The following is a 20,006-nucleotide window of genomic DNA, read 5'->3' on the forward strand; positions in this document are numbered from 1 at the left end:
GATTAATCTCGTTCTAAAAAACAAAAAGAGTAGACTCAAAGTCTACTCTTTTTGCAGTATTTTCTCTATGTTCTATCGATATAAAAAGTCACTAGCCCTCTTGAGTTAAGCTACCCTCAACCTCTTCCCAACTCTGTCTTTTTCTATAGATTGTCGAAGCGCTAATATCCAGCAGTGCAGCCGCTTTAGGCACATTGCCGCCACAAAATGCAATCGCATCTTCAATGGTCTGCTTCTCGGTGATCCATAGCGGGACAATATCAACTGGCACTGCAGGTGTTGCTACTTGCTCAGAGAAATCCCCCTCAACCTCTGCTGCCCCTTTAACCACCGAAGAGGCATCAGCATTAACATCAGCAAAGGTCGTCGAAGCGCTCTGAACTTTAGGCGCGATATGTTTCACATTAATATCCGCGGTGACCTGCACCGGTAACATATCAAACTCAACCATTTCAGCATCATTAAGCACCACCACTTGTCTAATGACATTCTGCAATTGCCTAACATTGCCCGGCCATTGATAATTTTTAAGGCATTGCTTAGTCTCGGCGCTAAAGCCTTTAAACTGCTTGCCCTCTTCCTTGTTGTACTCTTTGAGCAGCTTATTCGCTAGCAGCAAAATATCATTACCGCGCATTCTTAATGGTGGCAGTTCAATTGGGATCACATGTAATCGATAAAACAGGTCTTCTCTAAAACGACCCGATTTGACTTCATCCCAAGGAGTACGGTTAGTCGCACTCACAAAACGGACGTCAACTTTCTCCTCTTTAGTGCCGCCAACGCGCTGAAAAACACCAGTCTGGATAAAGCGTAATAACTTACTTTGCAGATCCAAATCCATTTCGCAGATTTCATCAAGAAACAGTGTCCCCTTGTGGGCGCGAGTTGCCGCACCATCACGGTGTGCTATAGCCCCCGTAAACGCCCCTTTTGTGTGACCAAAAATTTCACTCTCGATCAGGTCTTTCGGAATTGAGGCACAGTTTAATGCGACAAAGGCTTCATCTCGGCGACTACCAGCATGATGAATAGCATCGGCGCAGACTTCCTTACCAGTACCACTTTCGCCCACGATAAAGACAGATGCTTTACTATTGGCAACGCAGTCAATTGTTTTATAAACGGTTTGCATCGCCAACGACTCACCAATAAACCCCAAATAATGAGGTTTGGGTAAACTGCTTTCATATTTAGCCACCAAGTTAACCAGATGTCGTTGCTTAAGGGCATTTCGAACGGTAATCGATAAACGCTTGGCATCGAATGGTTTAACCAGGAAGTCAAAGGCGCCAGCTCGCATAGCATCAACCGCGAGACCAATTGTGCCATGAGCGGTGATCATAATAACGGTAATATCAGGATACTGTTTTTGAACAATATCAAGAATATCCATACCAGACATATCGGGAAGTTTAATGTCTAACACTAACAGGTCCGGTTGCCACTGCTTTAACTCATTTAGCGCATCCTCACCATGATTAACATGAGTAACCTTCGCACCGTCCGCACGTAAGTACTCCGTGTATAGCGCTCCGAGCGACATGCTATCTTCTACGAGTAATGCACTGAACGAGCTCGTTATATCCATATAAACAATCAACCTTTAATAAATTATCAAACCTTAATATGTTGTCATCATCGTATCAATTGCGCTAAGAGAGACAAAGGTTAGTGAGTAAAGTCTAGCAGTTATCAGTCAGTTTTCTTACATACTCGCAGATGACGTTACGTTAAACGGGCATTAAACACCTGTAGGGTTTTCTCGCCAATATCAATAACATCACTAAGTAACTGGACTACTTGATTAATATCACCTTCTTTGGCACTTAATTCAAGCCCTTTAGCTGCCACGCTTAACGCTTGAGCACCAAAACTGCCCGCACTACTTTTTAATGTGTGCGCCTGTATGTCAACTTCATCTAGATCACATTCGCCTAGTGACTGATAGGCTTTTAACAGTGATTTTAATATACCGAGTCGCTCCTCGGCCTCGTTAATAAATACGCTGAACATTCTTGTCATCGCCTCTTCACCGAGCATACTCGTTAACTCTTTAAGCGTGGCTTCATCGAGTAATTGGCTATTTATCTCTTCAACAACGTCACTTACTGAACCCTGATCTCGTCCGTGTTTTTCAGTCAAACTTTGTCCCTCAGTTTGATAACCATCTTTATTCGGCCCTTGACTGATTGTAGACGCAGAACTCGATATTGATGGTATCCTCTTTGATACGCACTCGATTGGATCTTTATCTGCTTGAGGAGAAGCCGTATACAGAGGGGATTCAGCTCTAACAGGATCATCCCATTCAGCCGCTAAAGATTGACCATAACCGTTCACTTGATGATTAGCTTGGTAAGACACCCGAGTCATCGATGGATCCTTTGTCACCCACCGATTAACCGCTTTAATTAATTGTGCGCGATTGACTGGTTTAGGGACAAAGTCCTTCATGCCCGCATTCATGCATAATTCTACATCCTCTTTTTGTACATTCGCCGTCATAGCGATGATGCGTTGCTGCGGCTTTTGCAGCAAAATATGTTCAGTGGCTTCAATACCATCCATTTCAGGCATTCTCATATCCATTAAAATCAACGCATATTCTTTATTCGCTGCCATAGCCACGGCTTCTTTACCATTATTAGCAATTTCAACTTTAAAGCCTGATTTATTTAATAGCGCGCTGGCCACAATTTGGTTTGCAGGGCTGTCTTCTGCTAACAAAATCGGTAATTGAGTTTGGCTTTCATTCATCAACATATCTTCAGCGCTGCTTAACTCAGTATTAAAGCTGTGATCACCACTGAGCATGCCAAGCATCATGTCTCTGCTTAGTGGTTTATTAACCACTTGCTCAAGGCCCACCTCTGCCAATAATTTTGACGCTTCAGGCACAACCACCGTCATGAGTGCCGCCATTAGCGCCTCATCATAAAGAAATGATTGTTTAATCTCTTTAGCCTGCTCCACTTTGAGATCGACTAAGCAGCGTTCATCAATCAACACTAAATTAAAACGACCTTGCACCTTTAATACATTGAAGATGTTGTCGATGCTATCAACACAAATAGCGGTTACCCCATATTGCCTATATTGTTTGGTAAACAATTCACAATAGGTCGTATTGGGATGTACCAGCAACACACGAGCATGAGCGGGTATATGAGGCGTTAACAGCACTTCGGTGTTGTCCAACTCAAGTTTGACATCAAAACTAAAGCAACTGCCTCGTCCTTGTTGACTCCGTACTGCAATATTGCCTTCCATACGGTTGATAAGTTCTGCGCAAATGGCGAGGCCCAGCCCCGTGCCGCTATAGTTGGTATTGTAGCCATCATGAACCTGGCTGAACTCCTTAAATAACGTGCCTTGTGCTTCTTGGGGAATACCAATACCTTGGTCCGATACAGTACAGCATAACTGCACCTTGCTAGAGGTACCTTCAAGCAACCACATCTCGACAGCCACGCAACCACCGGATGAAAATTTAATCGCATTATCAACTAAGTTTTGTAGCACTTGGCGTAATCGCTGACCATCTCCAATCAGACTTTCGGGTATATTAGAATTGACAAAGCTGGCTAAGGTAACCCCTTTATCTTGTGCTTTAGGTGACAAAATCTGTAGCACTTGACTGACCAGTTTTGCTGCCGAAAAGGCACTTTTCTCTAACAACATCTGCCCAGCTTCAATTTTAGAAAAATCCAAAATATCGTTAATGGTACTTAACAGCGCCGTGCCCGCTTCTTTTGCCGTATTGGCATAGATACGTTGCTCTTTATTCAGCCGTGAATCCAGCATCAGCTCAACGCTTCCCAGCACAGCATTAAGAGGAGAGCGAATTTCGTGGCTCATGGTAGCCAAGAATCGGGATTTTGCTTTACTGCCCTGTTCAGCTTGGTCTTTTGCCAGCTTAAGCTGAGTTTCGTACTCCATACGTCTTGAAATATCACGAATAAAAGCGGTCAGCAGCATTTCGTCGCCTAACTGCACCGGGATCAAAGTCAGCTCAATTGCGATAGGCTTGCCACTAAAGTCCGTCGCGTGCATTTCGGTGGCATTTTTAATGGCCTTGCCGGCACCCGTGCGACGATACTCTTCTAACATGCCCCTAAACGCGATTTTCGCTTCACCTCTAAACAATAGAGTCTCCATCGATTCACCAATCAAATCAAGCTGATGGGCATGAAACATTAAACAAGCGGAGTCATTTACCTCTTGAATATTACCGGCAATATCGATGGTGACTAATGCATCTTTACTGCCTTCTAAGGTGGCTAACAAAATAGACTCTGTTCTTTGCGCCGCCACCAGCGCCCGTTTTACATCACTAAGATCTTTGACTAATCCTAAAAACAGTAGCTCGCCATCGAGCATCATTTTTGAGATTGATAGCTCAATGGGAAACAGCTTCCCCTCTTTATGTTGCGCCAGTAACTCCCGACCTTTGCCGATGATTTTAGCGTCACCGCTCTCAAGATAGTTACGGATATAACCGTCATGCATGGGCCTTTCAGATAAAGGTAAAAGTAACGATACATTTTCGCCTAATAACTCACTGTCTTTATAACCAAAAAGGCGGCTAACAGCAGGGTTCACTTCGCTTATCTCACCACGCGTATTGATGATGATATAGCCATCTAATGCGGTGCCTAAAATGGTACTCAGGCGTGTGTTGGCATTCTCTAGCGCATGGGTTTTAATATCGATCTGTTCAACCATCTGATTGAAAGCATGGGCAGCTTGGCCTATTTCATCCTCTGATGTTACCGGTATTTTGACTTGTTTCTCCCCTGCAAACACACGTGTTGAGGCCAATTTCAATTGCTGTAGATTTCGGGTTAAATAGTGACCCAATAACCAAGAGAAAAGCGCAACAAGCAGCATTTCCAACGCGGCAATAAATAGAAATCGTTTGGTGGCATCAGCAATAAAAATATCAAGCTTTGATATTTCAACCCCAAGCTCGACTCTGCCATAAACAATGCCAGACTCGGCGACCATGGCCTCGATATCCAAAATGCCATCATCAACATAAGTCACGCTGCTATCACGCGCCGCTAAATGAGCGCCATCAGTCACTCCTGCGGTCACTAACAGGTCATCTCTATTAAAGACATTCACATACAACACCTGATTAGTTGCAATAAGCTCATTGGCTAAATTACTCAGCGTTGATAAGTCGGTACTGAGCACGGCATCTTTTGCTGCGGCAGCAAACAATAATGCCGTTGATTGAGCACGTTTTTCTATTTCAGATTCATTAGAAGATTTTAAATAGTCGATACTGGTATACACCAGAAGCATTAACAGCAAGCCTTCAATAATCGCAATGCCAAGAATAGTTTTTAATCTAAAAGACATTAGTTACCCTCCTTTAGCGGAATGGATAACTCACCCAGTTTTAATGCTCTAACATCATCCCAATCACTATTTTGAGCCGCTTTAAATGCACTAAAACCAAGCGTGTCGAGCAGGGCTAGACCTTGCGGCGACGCCGACAAAGCCTCTAGCTCTGCCGTCAATATTTTACGTGTGCTTGCAGACACTCTCGGATGCACAGCAATGGCGTGAGGCGTGTACTTTGGGGTGGTCCAAAGAATGCGTAACTTAGATTTAATTTCAACGGGTAAATTATTGAATGTTCTACCAACGCCGCCACCCGCTTCAAATAATCCCTGTGATACGGCCAAATAGACAGAATCATGGGAGCCAACAAACTTAGCTGTAAAGTCGATATTTCGCTGCTTTAAGTTCGCCCTTGGGATCATACTGGCCGCAAATGCACCTGGCGCGGGAAACGCTATCGTCTTTCCTGCTAAGGCATCCAGAGTGTGATAAGGCCCATCCTTAGCCACCACAATAATACCTTTGAGCTTTTTATCTTTTTCTTTAACAAGAGCCTGATAACCCTGTGATTGATGAAACTGCGCATAATGGTAAGGATTCATATAAGCGATGTCATATTCCCCCCTTGCAAGCCTAGATTCAAAAGTAGGAATGTCGGGCGCAGTTGCAAAACGCAAATCAAGCTTTGCATTTTGCGACACTGCAGCCAACAGCGGCCCCCAAGCTTTAGCGAGTGTACTGGCCGCTTGCTGAGGCACAACGCCAAAGACTAATATGTCCGCTGAGCGACGGCTCTCAACCTCAGCAATACAGGTCTGTGCAAAGCATAGTAGCAAGCTAGCCATCACTATTTTTGAGCCATGCATCAAAAGCCTTTGTTCTCTATAGAAGAGTGAAAACATGCCGTTCCATCCTTGAGCTAAATCTATTTTCATTTTACTAATACCAGCAATAAGTACGCCAAGATTAAGAATAGGCGAAATCAAACAGAGAATTTAAAATCTCTTTCTATGACAAAGACTTATTGTTTATTAATGCTTGACCTCAATATGGAACAGCCATTCGCAATTTGCAACAATCTCAATTGCAAAATAGCACTGAAGGCAGCCACCAAAACCTTTAAAAATGCAAATAATCACTATATACAAATAGATAGCTCAGCTATCGTCGATGATGGCATAGCCTTTGCTTTCTCACTGCATAGCCCAACAATTTTGCGAATTGAGTAATGACAGTGTTGACCGCTTCAGAAACAAAGCAACCGTTTAAAATCATGCTTGTCGAAGATTGTGATAGCGAACGCTGCTTGTTAAGCGCTTTAATCACCGCGATGGGACTCAATAGCGTTGATTTCTCCGATGCCGAATCTGCCATTGATTACCTGAGTGATCACGATATCGACCTCGTTATTACAGATTGGATGATGCCAAACATGAACGGCATCGAGTTTTGCAAAATACTCAAATGCTCAATCAATAACCCGTATACCATACTACTCACCGGGAACAGTGATAATAGCCATATTGTTGAGGGGATAAATTCCGGCGCAGATGATTATGTTGCTAAGCCCTTTAATAGTGCCGTGCTCAAAGCGAGGATCAATGCCGGACTGCGAATAATAGAGATGCAGCGCCAACTGGCACAAAAAAATAAGTCACTCAACCACTTGCTTGAAAAAGAGCAACAATACCTCCGTTTAGTCAAACAAGATCTTGCGTTGGCAGCCCAACTGCAGCAAGCGCTGCTGCCAGACAACGGTCAGCTCAATCAACAATGGCAGGTGACCTGTGAGTTTAAACCTGCACACGACTTGGCTGGAGATATTTTTCAATGCTTTAATATTGACGAGCAGCATATTGGCTTTTATCTACTTGATGTCAGTGGCCATGGTACAGCGGCTTCTATGCAAAGCTTCACCTTGGCACAGCATTTAACGAACAACCAAGATGCCTGGCGAGCATTAGATGTGTGCACTCTCATCAACACGCTTAACAATGAGTTTGATGACCCACAAAATAGCGGCTGCTTCGCGACGATGGTGATAGGCATCGCCAATACTGTCACTGGCGCAGTTGAATTAGTTAACGCGGGTCACCCAGCACCCATTGTGATTAACTCGCAGCAGGCTTACTTTGTCGATAAAACTCAGCTCAACGTTGCGACTCAACTGCCGGTAGGGATCCGTAAGAATGTCCAATATAACAGCAGTTATTTTTCATTAGCACAGCAAGAACATTTATTACTCTATTCCGATGGCATATATGAATGTCGTCATCCAAAACATGGTTTTTTGGGCCAGCCGCGTCTGCTAAAGATAATCAATGATGCCAGAACACTAACGCCAGATTCATTACTGCATCACCTAACCCATAGCTGTGATCTTTGGCAACAGAAGCAAGCTCAGGATGATGTTTCATTAATGCTGATCTCCACACAATCTGCGACCAATAACGCATTCACTTGCCTATTAAATTAACCAAGGAAAGAACATGAATAGCATACAGATCAACCTCAATAAATCCGTACTCGCCAAACACTCTCTTTGTCTGGAAATAGAGCAGTTTATGCTGCAGAACCACATAAGCTCCTCGCAACGATTTAAGATTGTCACCTGTGTACTCGAAGCTGTCGCAAACGTAATGGATCACGCTAACAATGGATCCGCAGATATGACCCTCATTTTACACAATCGCGATAATAAAGTGATTGTCGACCTGCTGGACCACTCCACATTACATTGCAGTAAAGCACCACAGCAATGCCCTGATACTGATGCTCAGTCGGGTCGTGGTTTATGGATTATGCATAGCTGGATGGATAACGTCAGGGTGCAAAAATCTGTCGCTGGGACTCATCTGCAATTGAGTTTATCAATCCAATGACGCAGGCATATTTACAGACAACACTAAACTCAAGCTCAACATTAGGGAGCAGGAAAACATCGTTGTGCTTTGGCTAATCAGTCAAGTCAGTGTCCCGCGCATAACACAACGTATTGTTTTTCATTGTTAAATAGTCAACGACATTAAGCTGTTTCTTACATCACATTGAGTTATTCGCAGATTGCTCATTTTGCTTTGCATATTAAGACTCCCTTCCAAACAGACCCCAGTCAAAACCACTAAAACAGATTAAACCGATTAATAACAACCACTTAAAAGTTGGCACCAGAGTTGCAAATATCTATGTAACCCAATAAAGATGAATGACAAAACAAATCGTTATTTTGTCTTCATTAGCAACGATTCATTAGCAACCAGCCCAAAGCATATTAAGGAGCTTCCTATGAAATTCTCTCCACTAGCACAGAATAATGCCTGCAAAATCACCTTACCGGTCGAAATGGTGATGACACAGACTCCGACTCTTCGTGCCGCCATTTTGCAGAAAATCAACAGCGGGATGATTCAATTAGTCATCGACTTACATCAAGTGCAATACATCGACTCAAGCGGCCTTTCAGTGTTGATTTCAGCGCTTAAAAAAGTCGAGGAGCAAGGTGGCGAAATTGTATTACTGTCACCCACTGCTGGTGTGCGGGCACTGATAGAGCTGACCCGTCTGCATCACGTTTTTTCTATCTATGAAGATGAAACAGCCGCTATTGACTATATATGTAATGAACTTGTTAGCTAACAAGCTAGGTATTAAGGAAGACGCTATGAACCCCAATCACTGCTTAAACTTATCCGCCACAGTCCAACACTCAGCATTGCCGCAGAATATACAGCTGAGTCCAGTGAGTAAGGTAAAACAATTGAGTGCTTTATCTGGGCTACTCATCATCGCCATAGCGACGGTATTATCGGGATGCGTTCTGCCCCATCACCCAGAAGAAGCTGACATCTGTGACAACATAGAAGATGACATGACCCAATGCCACTTCTACGATAACGACACCCCTTACATGCGCAGCAAAACCAGCGAACGTGCGCCTAAAAATATAACTCAAAGGACAAATGATCCAATGGGAACCACCTGGTTAATGCAAACGGGTCAAGCACAGCAAGCGCTACATTTGCCGCAAAATATTCGTTTATCGGTCGGTGATCGTTTAAACGTGAACGTCTTAAATGGACTCGAGTTCAGTGGTAAAATCGAAGTCAACAACGACGGATATATCTATCTACCCTACCTGCAACCCATTCATGCTAAAGGGCTTGATGTTCAGCAATTATCAGCCGCCATTGCACAACATTTGGTTGAGCAAGACTTTATGCTCAAAGACAGCGTAAGGATAAGTATTACCCCATTAAAGTGGGCGCCAGTGCAGGTCACCGTTTCAGGTGGCGTATTTGAACCTGGACAGCACAAAATCAACAAGAAAACCGATACCGTCATTATCGATGATAGCGGCAGCCACAGTGGCGACCAAGCAGTAGAAAGAAGCATTGCTGCTGCGCTTCGAGCCTCTGGTGGAGTTCGCCCCGACGCGAATATAAGCGAAATTATTGTTATTCGTGATCAGCACAGTTTCAAGCTCGATCTTTCGGGGGTGATCCACGGTTACCCAGTACCATCAATGACCCTCATGTCAGGTGACCATATTCATGTACCACAGCACGATTATTTTGATGATGCACTGGCTAGACCCTCGCAAATAACAGCGCCAGGGATCCGGGTGTTTCTATCTAACCTCACGCAACCAGCAAGCAGTAACTCGCAATCTGCAGTCGATACCGACGCCACTCGTTTTCCCTATGGTACGCGCCTGCTGAGTGGTGCAATAGCGGCAAACTGTGTCGGCGGCGCGCAGTCAACCAATGCCAGTCGACACTTACTGCTGATCACTAAAAATCCCTTAACATCTGAAATGGATGTGATTGAACGCTCTATGGATTCGTTAATTAGACACTCTTGGGAAACGGGCATGAATCCAATATTAATGCCCGGTGACGGCATTGCTTGTTATGACTCACGTGTGACCAATATGCGGGAAATCGCGCGGACTATGACCGAAATATTAGTCCCTGCAACCCTACTTGAATTACTTTAATCGTCCTTAACGGAAAGGAGGCTATGATGGAAAAAAAACAATCAATAAGACCTCTACTGTGGATGAAGCGTTTGTTCGTCGACGGTAGCATGATGCCCATTAAGCAGCGAAAAAGTGCTTATCTGAAGCTAACCTTTACCCTTGTCGCTTGTATTTGGCTACTGGTACTGCTGTTTATTCTCATGACCCCTAGCCGCTATGTAAGCCAATGGACTCTCATTTTACCCGGCGCAGGTGCAGGCGCCGTAGTGAGCTTAGACAGTATCGGCCAAGCCAATAGTAGCGCTAGCTCACCCTATTTAAGCACTGCAATTGATCCTAGAATCAATTACCAGTCAATCGCCACCAGCAAAACCATACTCAATGCTGCAGCCAAAACCATGAACATTAAAAATAGCGCATTTACCAAGCCAAAGCTAAAATTGCCAAATCAAACTGGCTTGATGCAGTTCAGCATAAAAGCAGCCACGGCTCAAGACGCACAACAACGAGCATGGGCGCACTATCACAGCTTACAAGCATTGTTGTCGCTGCTGCGTAACGATGAAGTACAGCAACGAGAAGATGCTATCCGCGTAGGTATGGCGAGTTTTGCCAATAAAGTCAGCTTTACTCAAAGCAAGTTACTTGAGTTTCAGTCGGATCATGGTTTGGTCTCGCTTGACCAATTTAAAGAGCTAGCACTGACAATGGAGCGCCTAAAGCATAGTAAAGTTACCTTGGTATCTGAGTATCAAGGCATTATCGCAAGCCAAAAAATGCTTGAAATACATCTGTCATTGTCACCAAAACAAGCTGCAGGTTTGCTAACCCTTAAAAATGACCAGTTGTTTCAGCAATTACTGGTAAGCTATACCAATGTAACGGCAAAACTCACTGAATATTCAAGTCGATATGGTAAGCGCCACCCACAGGTGGTTACCCATAGAAATGAGCAAAAATCGATACTAGCGGCGATATCAAAGCGCTGTAAAGTACTGCTTGGTTATGCTGATAAACGCCTAATGTTAATGATATCAGTCGATGATCTTGATGGCCGAGCGCAATTAATGCAGCAGCTAATAACACTCGACACTCAGGCCAAAGGACTCAATCGTCGAATTGCCTCGCTGACGCAGCAGATCCATGACTGGGATCACCGTTTATACGACAGTAACGATGATGCTGCAAAACTAGAAGATCTACAAAGAGAACACCAGGTAGCCACCGCCGTATTCACCTCAGCACTGGCTAAAATGGATGTTGGTAAAGCTGATATATATTCGTCATTTCCTTTGATACAGTTAATGTCGGCACCAACAATGCCAGAGGCATCAGATAAGTTAGCAATATTGTTGGCATTGGTTGGCGGATTTGCCGCATCAATATCATTAATCGCAGGGATGGGAATGTTATGGATCCGCAAGCCTATACTCCAGAAAATTCTGATGAACGACTAGTTTGGTACTCCATCACAGGCACCTACCTATTTTGGTTATTGGGTGCCATGTATGTAGTCGCGCCGGTGATTGGCTGGATTTTATTGCTAAGGTTTGCCAAAAAAATCCTTGTGAACCAGCAGCACTTTGTTGTTTCCAATACGCAAAAATTCTGGATCGTGGCCATGTCATTGATGTTACTCGCACTGGTCGTTGCGCATCTCACTGAAGGCTTGGGTGTTGCCAAGTTAATTAAGTCGAGTATTGGTTGGGCCAAAGGTTGGGCGCTGTTAGCTATTTTCCCTTTAATTGGCTCACTTAATATTCGCCCACAAATCATCTATCGTGCCTGTTGCATCGTCTGTAAACACACCCTTATTCTACTGCCTATTTTTATGCTCGCCTGGCTACTAAAACTACCCACTACGCTCTATACCTCACCCCTGAGTATTATTGGTGGACCTGGACCTGAATTTTTCAGCGTCAGTTTATATGAACTCGATCCAGCAAGCGGGATCCCCAGATGGCGGCTGTTCACTCCGTGGGCACCGGCATTAGGCATGATGGGAAATCTGTTTTTTATCTTTACCACCCAAGAGCAATCAAAGCGGTATCGGTTTTATGGTTTCGCTGGCAGCTTAAGCATGATTTTGTTGTCTCAATCTCGACTTGCGCTGGTGACTTACCTGTTACTGATTGGCTTTTTCATGTTCATACGTTGGTACCGTTCGCCATGGCTGTACTTTGTTGCTAGCCCAGCCCTGCTATTTCTCGGATTCTCTGGCTATAGCGTGCTTGAAAAAGTACAACAAAGTGTCGACGCATTTAAGAACGCACGCGCAGGTTCAACCCGAGTTAGACAAGAGTTGGGCAACATTGCACTCGAACGTTGGGCTAACGAAGCCGTTATTTGGGGTCACGGCATTGTTGAAAAAGGTCCGCATTTAGTGGAATACATGGTCATTGGCTCCCACCATACTTGGTATGGGTTGTTGTTTGTTAAAGGGCTAGTGGGCGCTTTAGCGTTAGCCTCAGCGATGTTAGTCACTTTTATTAGCCTACTGCGTTTTATTTTTAGCAATGCGATTTCAGCAGTAGCAGTTGCCATTCTGTTGCAGATGTTCCTATACACTTTTGGTGAAAACTTAGAGATCCTCGCCTACCTATTCTGGCCAGGACTTATCATTATCGGCATAGCACTAAAACAAAATAAATCCACAAGCTAAAGTGACGACTCCACCTCGGCTTACCCCAGCTCTATTCCGGCTTACCCCAGCTCTATTCCGGCTTACCCCAGCTCTATTCCGGCTCACCCCCGGCTCTTATCCTGCTCTTATCCGCTCTCCCCCGTCTCTATCCGTTTCCTTTCCGCCTCTCAACCGGCTCTTACCCGCTCTCCCCCGGCTTTATCCCTTTTCTATTCCGGCTCTAATCCGTCTCCACCCCGCTCCATCCTGCTCTTATCCGCTTCACATTCTGACTCGCAATATGCAAAATCCACGGACATAACCTGTCCTAACATAGCGGCACACCAATACCGCCTTCGCCCCAACGGATCAATCACAATACACTTCAAATACTTACATTCTTCCAGCGTTAAAGCACAAGGTTGGCACGATATCTGTAACCCTCTGTATATGACAAGAGGAAAAGTCACCTCCAATAACCCTTAGCCAAAGACAATAGATCTAACGCTAAGAGTAGATGACAGATGACAGAAGCAGAGTGTGACGACGCGATTAACAGCTTAATCCTAGCGCCTCTCGAATTGAATAACAGGTGGTTGCATGCAAGCTATTTCACAACTTAAAAGCACCCTAACTACCCTCTTTGGGAGTGCGCTGGGCAAGAGTCTATTTTGGCTCGGCTCCGCTCAAGTACTCGGTCGTATTGTGCGTTTAGGTTCTAGCATTATCATTGCTCGCTTACTCACACCTGAAATATTTGGTCTGGTCGCCATCATTCTCACCAGTTTTGAAGTTATCTGTACTCCCACCCGCAGAATATCATCCGCCGCATTAATACAGATGGATGATGAACAGTTTAACAATGCACTCACCAGTGCTAATCAAGTTAACTGGTTAGCTGCGATTACCGCCTTCGTTGCCATGAGCTTACTCAGTTTGCCGCTTGCTTTCTATTACGATGACTTGCAGCTCATACCTCCTATGATACTCATGGCAACAAGCTATTTACTGCTGCCGCTAGGCATGCTTTACGCCGCAAAGAACCTACGCCTCAACCGAATGAGGGTAGTAGGACGAGCGGTACTTTGGCAGACCGTTTTTGATGGACTGCTCACCGCAACATTGGCTTTACTCGGGCTAGGGATCTGGGCAATTATTTTGCCTAAGATTATTGTGATATTTATTTGGATTGGGGTTCATCGATATCACAATCCCCTTCCCGAGGCTTTATCAAAAACACTCAAATCAGCATCGAGTGCGATTAACGCCGGTCAATGCGAAACGAGTTCCAAAAAGCATAAACTGGGTTTAAACCCACAAGCAATTAAGATCTTAAGGTTTGGTATACAGGTAGGTTTAGGTGACTTGGCAATCGCCATGCGCCAGAACATCGATTATATACTTGTTGGCTATTTCCTTGGCATAGAAGCACTGGGGATCTACTTTTTTGCTTTCAATGCCAGTTTAGGCATTAGTCTTGGTTTGATACAAAGCTATGGCACTGCGCTTTACTCGCATCTATGTCAGAAACAATCCAACGATGCTCAAAAAAACACTTCACAGCAGCAAAAGTACTTTCAATCACTCAAGTTTATTATGTTACTCACGGTGCCCATCATTACCGTGCAAGCTGCACTCGCCCCTTTTTACCTGCCGCTAATTTACGGTCAAAAATGGCTTGAAGCCGGCGCACTACCAATTTTTATTTTGCTTTGTCTCAGTGGTTTAGTCAGGCCACTTGGTGAAGCCGCTAGCCAATATTTAATTAGCTCAGGACAAAGTCGATTCAACCTTATCTGCAATAGTATTTTTACCTTAGTACTCGCAGTGACGATCACCCTCTGCAGTTTCTCAGGGCTCACAACGGTAGCACTGGGCATTTTGCTGGTGCATCTATTTATGATGCCCGGTTTCACTATTTACTTACAGTTAACCCAAAAGTCTGAACCTGAGCCTGAAGCTGACAACGGCGAGATTACGGTTCAACAAGCCGATACAGCTTCAGCGGCCATCATCACCACAGAAGTATCGGCTCAAGTGACAGCCAGTCCGCAATCCAGCATTCATAATCCTAATCAACCGACACAGCCGATAACCGTTGGCTCACGGGAGACACGCTATGACTTCTCATAACCCATACCACAAACCTTTGACAGCAAAAGTCTCTGTTGTCATGCCCATCTACAATGTTGAAGCTTTTGTAAAAGACGCTATCAACTCAGTATTGGCACAAGAATTTACCCACTTTGAACTCATATTGGTCAATGACTGTTCACCCGACAACAGCCTTGCCCTGTGCCAGTCGTTTAGCGACCCACGTATTCGTATTATTAGTCATGACGTTAATCAAGGGTTGGCTGCCGCCAGAAATACCGGGATCCGCCACGCTATTGGCCGTTACGTCGCTTTTATTGATTCTGACGACATGTGGCACCCTGAAAAGTTAGCGCAGCATGTAGAACACTTGGATAATGCGCCTGAAGTGGGCATTAGCTTTTCTCGCTCACTGTTTATTGATTACCAAGGTAATGCCATTAATGTGTTCCAAATGCCACAGTTAACCGATATCAGCGCCAGTGATCTGCTGTGCCGCAATCCTGTTGGTAACGGTTCGGCTCCCGTATTGCGCCGAGAAACGCTAGCTGATATCCGCTATCAAGCACTGAATAAAAGCCATCCCCATAGCTGCTATTTTGATGAAAACTTTCGTCAATCAGAAGATATCGAATGCTGGTTAAGGATCCTTGCAACCACCCATTGGAAAATGGAAGGGCTACCGGCGCCACTCACCTATTACCGCCTCAATAATCAGGGCTTATCAGCGGACTCCAATAAACAATATGCTTCATGGGAAAACATGATAAACAAAGCCAGTCGCTACGCACCTGAGTTATTAGCCCAACACGAAAATCGCGCCCGTGCGTATCAACTGCGATACTTAGCGAGACAAGCCATTCGTAATAATGATGGTAAAGAAGCGGTAGTACGCATAAACCAAGCATTAAAAACATCACCGTCGATTCTTAAGCATGAAACCGGCCGCACCCTGGCAACGCTTGCCGCTGCCTACCTGCTAAAGATATTGCCCCGCAGCGCCTATAAAGGCATTGAGCTAGCTGCTCAAGCCGTTCTTGGGCGTATGCAACGTGCTCGAATATCTAAAGACGGCGTGACGGCCGAGCTAATGAACAGCTTGTAATGCAGAACGACTCTCCTCTAGTAATGGCTTGTAAAAGCCTTGCTAGAGCCTATCTATAGCCATATACCCGTATATCCCCTCTTCAGCGCCCAACAATTGCCCTATCAAGCGTCATAAATCGTTTGCAGCACGCGATGCAAGTTGCAAATCGTTTAAAAACACACACGACAAAACCCACCAAAAACACAGTAAGCATTTGATTGTAAGGTGTATATAAGTATTGGCCTATTACCTGCAATAACTCTTTATAACCTAGATTGATAACCACGATTGATGACAACGAGGCCGATGATGACGAAAACACAAACGCGCGCTCCCCGCACTACGGCATTCGCCATCCGTGTTGTCGATGCATTTGCCGCAATCTTGATGATATTACTCACGAGTCCATTACTTGCTTATGCCATGCTCAGAAGCGCTGCCACGCATAGCCATACGTTTGAGTCGGTGTTTATTTCTGGACCTAACAATAGTGTTATCGCGCTATATCAGTTTACTTACGCTGGACACTTTAAATCGCTGCCTATGCTATTGAACCTGCTCAAGGGTGACATCAGCCTACTGGGTAGCAAAATCGAATTTGCATTTGATGCCAAACAAGCTTGCCATCAAACAGATAAAAATTACGCCATAAACCCCGGGATCACCTCGATTGAGCAGATAAACAGTGCCACAGGCCTTAGCTTTGAAGCTGCACACCGCTCTCTCAACAAAGCCCACAGCAGCGTGGTTAACTACATATCAGCACTAGTAAGAGCCCTATTCGTGTTGATTATCACCGGTATATTTATGCCAAAAACCAAACGTACAACCGCAACAATCTCTGTGTTTGGCATAGCGTTAGATAACTGGACCATGACGGATCTTTTAAGTGATTTACAGCAACAGTGCCAAAGTGATACTCCATCTGTAATGAAACAATACAGTTTTGTGAATGCGGACTGTTTAAACATCAGCATGAAAAATGAAGCTTATCGTCAGTGCTTACAACAAAGCGGGCGCGTATTTGCTGATGGGATGGGTGTCAGGTTGGCTTGCTTAACCAAAGGGCATGCGCTGAAAGACAATCTCAACGGTACCGACATGTTCCCAAGATTGTGCCAGCTCGCCGCCGAGCAGCAGTTGTCTATTTTTCTACTGGGGGGAGCTGATGGGGTGGCCATTGATGCTGCCAGCAATATGCAAAAAATCTACCCAGATCTAAAAATTGCAGGCACTCATAGCGGTTATTTCAATATGAGCAACAAGCATGCCGACAACACCAATAACAAAGAGCCTAATAATGGTGAAAACAAGGCCGTTGTTGATTGCATAAACCAATCTCAAGCAGATATTTTGTTGGTCGCAATGGGCGCACCACTGCAAGAAAAATGGCTTAAAGAGAACAAGCATCAACTCAACTGCCATGTTGGCATCGGTGTCGGTGGTCTGTTCGATTTCTATTCAAATCGGATCAAACGAGCCCCTTTATGGTTAAGACAAATGGGAATGGAGTGGACCTACAGATTGCTGCAAGAGCCTAGCAGAATGTGGCAACGTTATATCATCGGCAATCCAAGGTTTTTGCGACGTGTTTGGAACGAAAACCGTCAACTGAGAAAAATGCAGCCGACGCAATCGCAAAAGGTAAAGGCTAAAACAAATACTCACTACACCCCAAATTTTGATGCTAAGCGAGCAAATGCACGTCGCGCAGCACATAACTTAGGTCGACGCTTAAACCGCGGCACTAAGCGTATGCTCGATATTTCGGTATCAGTCACCTTGCTTACGTTACTTATGCCTTTGTTCATTCTAATTTCAATCTGTATCCGCATTGAGTCGAAGGGTGCGGTGTTGTTTTACCAGACACGTGCAGGACGACATAACCAACCTTTCACCATGTGGAAGTTACGCTCCATGTATCAGGACGCAGAGCAAAGACTCGCAATGATAACAACAGACAATGAAATGCAAGGCGGCGTGCTGTTTAAGATGAAGCGAGACCCAAGAATCACCCTGATAGGTAAGTTTATTCGTAAAGCATCAATCGATGAGCTACCACAGCTTTGGAATGTCTTAAAAGGCGATATGTCGTTAGTCGGTCCGCGCCCCGCGCTGTTAAGTGAAGTGAAGCAATACAGCCAGCATGATAGAAACAGACTGCTGGTAAAGCCCGGTATCACCTGTATTTGGCAGGTCTCTGGACGCTCAAATATCCCTTTTGAGCAGCAAGTTGAACTCGACATTGACTATATCTACCAGCAATCAATCACCGCCGATGTTTGGCTATTGATTAAAACCATTCCAGCCGTGTTATTTGCTCGTGGCGCATATTAAGGAGCTGACTATGCAAGCAATCATATTCGCTAATCGAAACGGTAATGAACTCGCCCCCTTGCATGCGCATTATTGCCCTGCACTCTTGCCTGTCGGTAATAAGGCCGTGATTGAATTTACCTTAGAAGATTTAGCCGAAGCCCAAATTGACCGAGTGAGAATTGTTATCTCTGCTCAATCTGCAGCAATAGAAAAGCTCATTGGTAATGGCGAGAAATGGGGATTAGACGTTGAGTATTTTTTAAGTCGTGAGCAAGAAGCGGTATCCAACATTCTGCCACGGCTAGCGCTTAACCCAAATGAAGCAATATTGCTGGCGCGAGCCGATATGTTGAGAAGCCCTTGCATCAAATCATTTGTGCAATTTAGCCAACAGATGAGCACTAGCCACGTAGTCGCAAAAATAGCGAACAAAAATGCAGGCCTAATGATGCTCCCTGGCGCCAAGCATTTTACTGAAGATCTCAACTGGCCATTAGCTAATAGCCAAAATACTAACCAGAGTTCTGAGCAATCGCAAAGTGTCACTCAAATTCTGCACGGCAACTGCTTTATGCTCGATTCTCTGCAAGATTACATGAGTGCCAACCAAGCAATTGCGTCAGCAAAGCTCACCGGCATAACCCCTAAAGGACGTTACTTTAGCAGTGCTTCCAAGGTACAGGGTTTTTACCTTGGTGCTAAAACCAAAACCGGCCAACTTAGAATGCACGACGCATGGGGTGTGATAGGTAAAAATACCTGGATAGATGAAAGTGTTGATATGCAGCAAAGCATTATCGTCGGCAAAAATTGCTTAGTTGAGAAAGCTTGCAGCCTAAACAACTGCCTTATTTTAGATAATACTTATATTGGTCAAGGGCTCAATGTCAGTAACGCAATTGTCTGTGAAGACTTACTGATAATGCCAGAAAATGGCGGTCACTTAACGCTCACAGACCCGAGTATTATCTCTGACAATAGCAAGCTCGCTAACCGTTTGCAGCCGTTACAACACGTCTCCACACTGGATAGATTACAAGCATTGGTCATGTTCTCTATCGGCTTATTTTTTGCCCCGTTATTAATGTTGATATCGCTAATCACCCAGCCTAAGCAACCTTTGATCAGAGAATATATTTTTATCAAAGGTGGAAAAAAAGCAACTTGGCGTTGGAATCTAAGCCCGTTATTTATCGCCCGTCTACCGCAGCTTTATTGGGTATTTACCGGCCGACTCGCCCTATTTGGGGCGACACCATTTGAGGCCAAAGTACAGACAACTAAACAGCATAACCCAATCGGTTTGGCAACATCATTAGGGCTATACGGCCCATTGCAATTAGTTATCGACGCTGCAGCACCGATAGAAGAGCGTGAATTTGTTGAAGCCGAATACCTTTGTATTAACCAGCGCAGTAAATATTGGTCGTTAGTCAGCATGTCCATATTTACCAAATCTGTTAAACACAAAACACCGATAAACACGGTTAAGCAATAACCATCATTAGCGAGTCATCAGCAACTGAAACTAATGTCGATTGATAACGAGT

Annotated in this window: 13 protein-coding genes; 10 read left to right on the forward strand and 3 right to left on the reverse strand. The window is 44.6% G+C overall.

The window, feature by feature from the left end; genetic code table 11:
• Positions 1–91: 91 nt before the first annotated feature.
• The 3 genes from CXF82_RS13935 to CXF82_RS13945 form a co-directional block, all read right to left on the reverse strand.
• Positions 92–1,591, reverse strand: coding sequence for a sigma-54-dependent transcriptional regulator (locus CXF82_RS13935; RefSeq protein ID WP_102044377.1), 1,500 nt, complete (start codon positions 1,589–1,591; stop codon positions 92–94).
• Positions 1,592–1,728: 137 nt separating this feature from the next.
• Complete coding sequence (locus tag CXF82_RS13940) at positions 1,729–5,370, reverse strand: PAS domain S-box protein (RefSeq protein WP_102044378.1); 3,642 nt, start codon at positions 5,368–5,370, stop codon at positions 1,729–1,731.
• Positions 5,370–6,221, reverse strand: a complete 852-nt coding sequence (locus CXF82_RS13945; RefSeq protein WP_102044398.1) for a phosphate/phosphite/phosphonate ABC transporter substrate-binding protein — start codon at positions 6,219–6,221, stop codon at positions 5,370–5,372. The genes CXF82_RS13940 and CXF82_RS13945 overlap by 1 nt, the downstream gene beginning before the upstream one ends.
• 362 nt (positions 6,222–6,583) lie before the next feature.
• Here CXF82_RS13945 and CXF82_RS13955 point away from each other — a divergent pair, with 362 nt between their 5' ends.
• From CXF82_RS13955 to CXF82_RS14000, 10 genes are all read left to right on the forward strand, one after another.
• Positions 6,584–7,831, forward strand: a complete 1,248-nt coding sequence (locus CXF82_RS13955) for a SpoIIE family protein phosphatase (protein ID WP_102044380.1) — start codon at positions 6,584–6,586, stop codon at positions 7,829–7,831.
• A gap of 13 nt (positions 7,832–7,844) precedes the next feature.
• Entirely contained in the window at positions 7,845–8,237 is a 393-nt protein-coding gene (locus CXF82_RS13960; RefSeq protein WP_101089315.1) for an ATP-binding protein, read from the forward strand.
• 403 nt (positions 8,238–8,640) lie between these two features.
• Positions 8,641–8,991, forward strand: coding sequence for an STAS domain-containing protein (locus CXF82_RS13965; RefSeq protein ID WP_101089316.1), 351 nt, complete (start codon positions 8,641–8,643; stop codon positions 8,989–8,991).
• 25 nt (positions 8,992–9,016) lie between these two features.
• Entirely contained in the window at positions 9,017–10,351 is a 1,335-nt protein-coding gene (locus CXF82_RS13970; RefSeq protein WP_101089317.1) for a polysaccharide biosynthesis/export family protein, read from the forward strand.
• Positions 10,352–10,377: 26 nt separating this feature from the next.
• On the forward strand, positions 10,378–11,790 hold the full coding sequence (locus CXF82_RS13975; protein ID WP_180961212.1) for a GumC family protein: 1,413 nt from the start codon (positions 10,378–10,380) through the stop codon (positions 11,788–11,790).
• Positions 11,745–12,995 (forward strand): O-antigen ligase family protein, encoded by a 1,251-nt coding sequence (locus CXF82_RS13980; protein WP_102044382.1) that lies wholly within the window; start codon positions 11,745–11,747, stop codon positions 12,993–12,995. Before CXF82_RS13975 ends, CXF82_RS13980 begins: the two co-directional genes overlap by 46 nt.
• Before the next feature lie 561 nt (positions 12,996–13,556).
• Positions 13,557–15,089, forward strand: coding sequence for an oligosaccharide flippase family protein (locus tag CXF82_RS13985; protein ID WP_102044383.1), 1,533 nt, complete (start codon positions 13,557–13,559; stop codon positions 15,087–15,089).
• Entirely contained in the window at positions 15,076–16,155 is a 1,080-nt protein-coding gene (locus tag CXF82_RS13990) for a glycosyltransferase family 2 protein (protein ID WP_180961213.1), read from the forward strand. Before CXF82_RS13985 ends, CXF82_RS13990 begins: the two co-directional genes overlap by 14 nt.
• Before the next feature lie 288 nt (positions 16,156–16,443).
• A complete protein-coding gene (locus tag CXF82_RS13995) occupies positions 16,444–18,474 on the forward strand; it encodes a WecB/TagA/CpsF family glycosyltransferase (protein WP_257982791.1) in 2,031 nt (676 codons plus the stop codon).
• Between the two features lie 10 nt (positions 18,475–18,484).
• Positions 18,485–19,954, forward strand: a complete 1,470-nt coding sequence (locus CXF82_RS14000) for a sugar phosphate nucleotidyltransferase (RefSeq protein ID WP_102044385.1) — start codon at positions 18,485–18,487, stop codon at positions 19,952–19,954.
• The last annotated feature ends 52 nt before the right edge of the window (positions 19,955–20,006 follow it).

The organism is Shewanella sp. GutDb-MelDb (genome assembly GCF_002836075.1).
Taxonomy (GTDB): Bacteria; Pseudomonadota; Gammaproteobacteria; order Enterobacterales; family Shewanellaceae; genus Shewanella.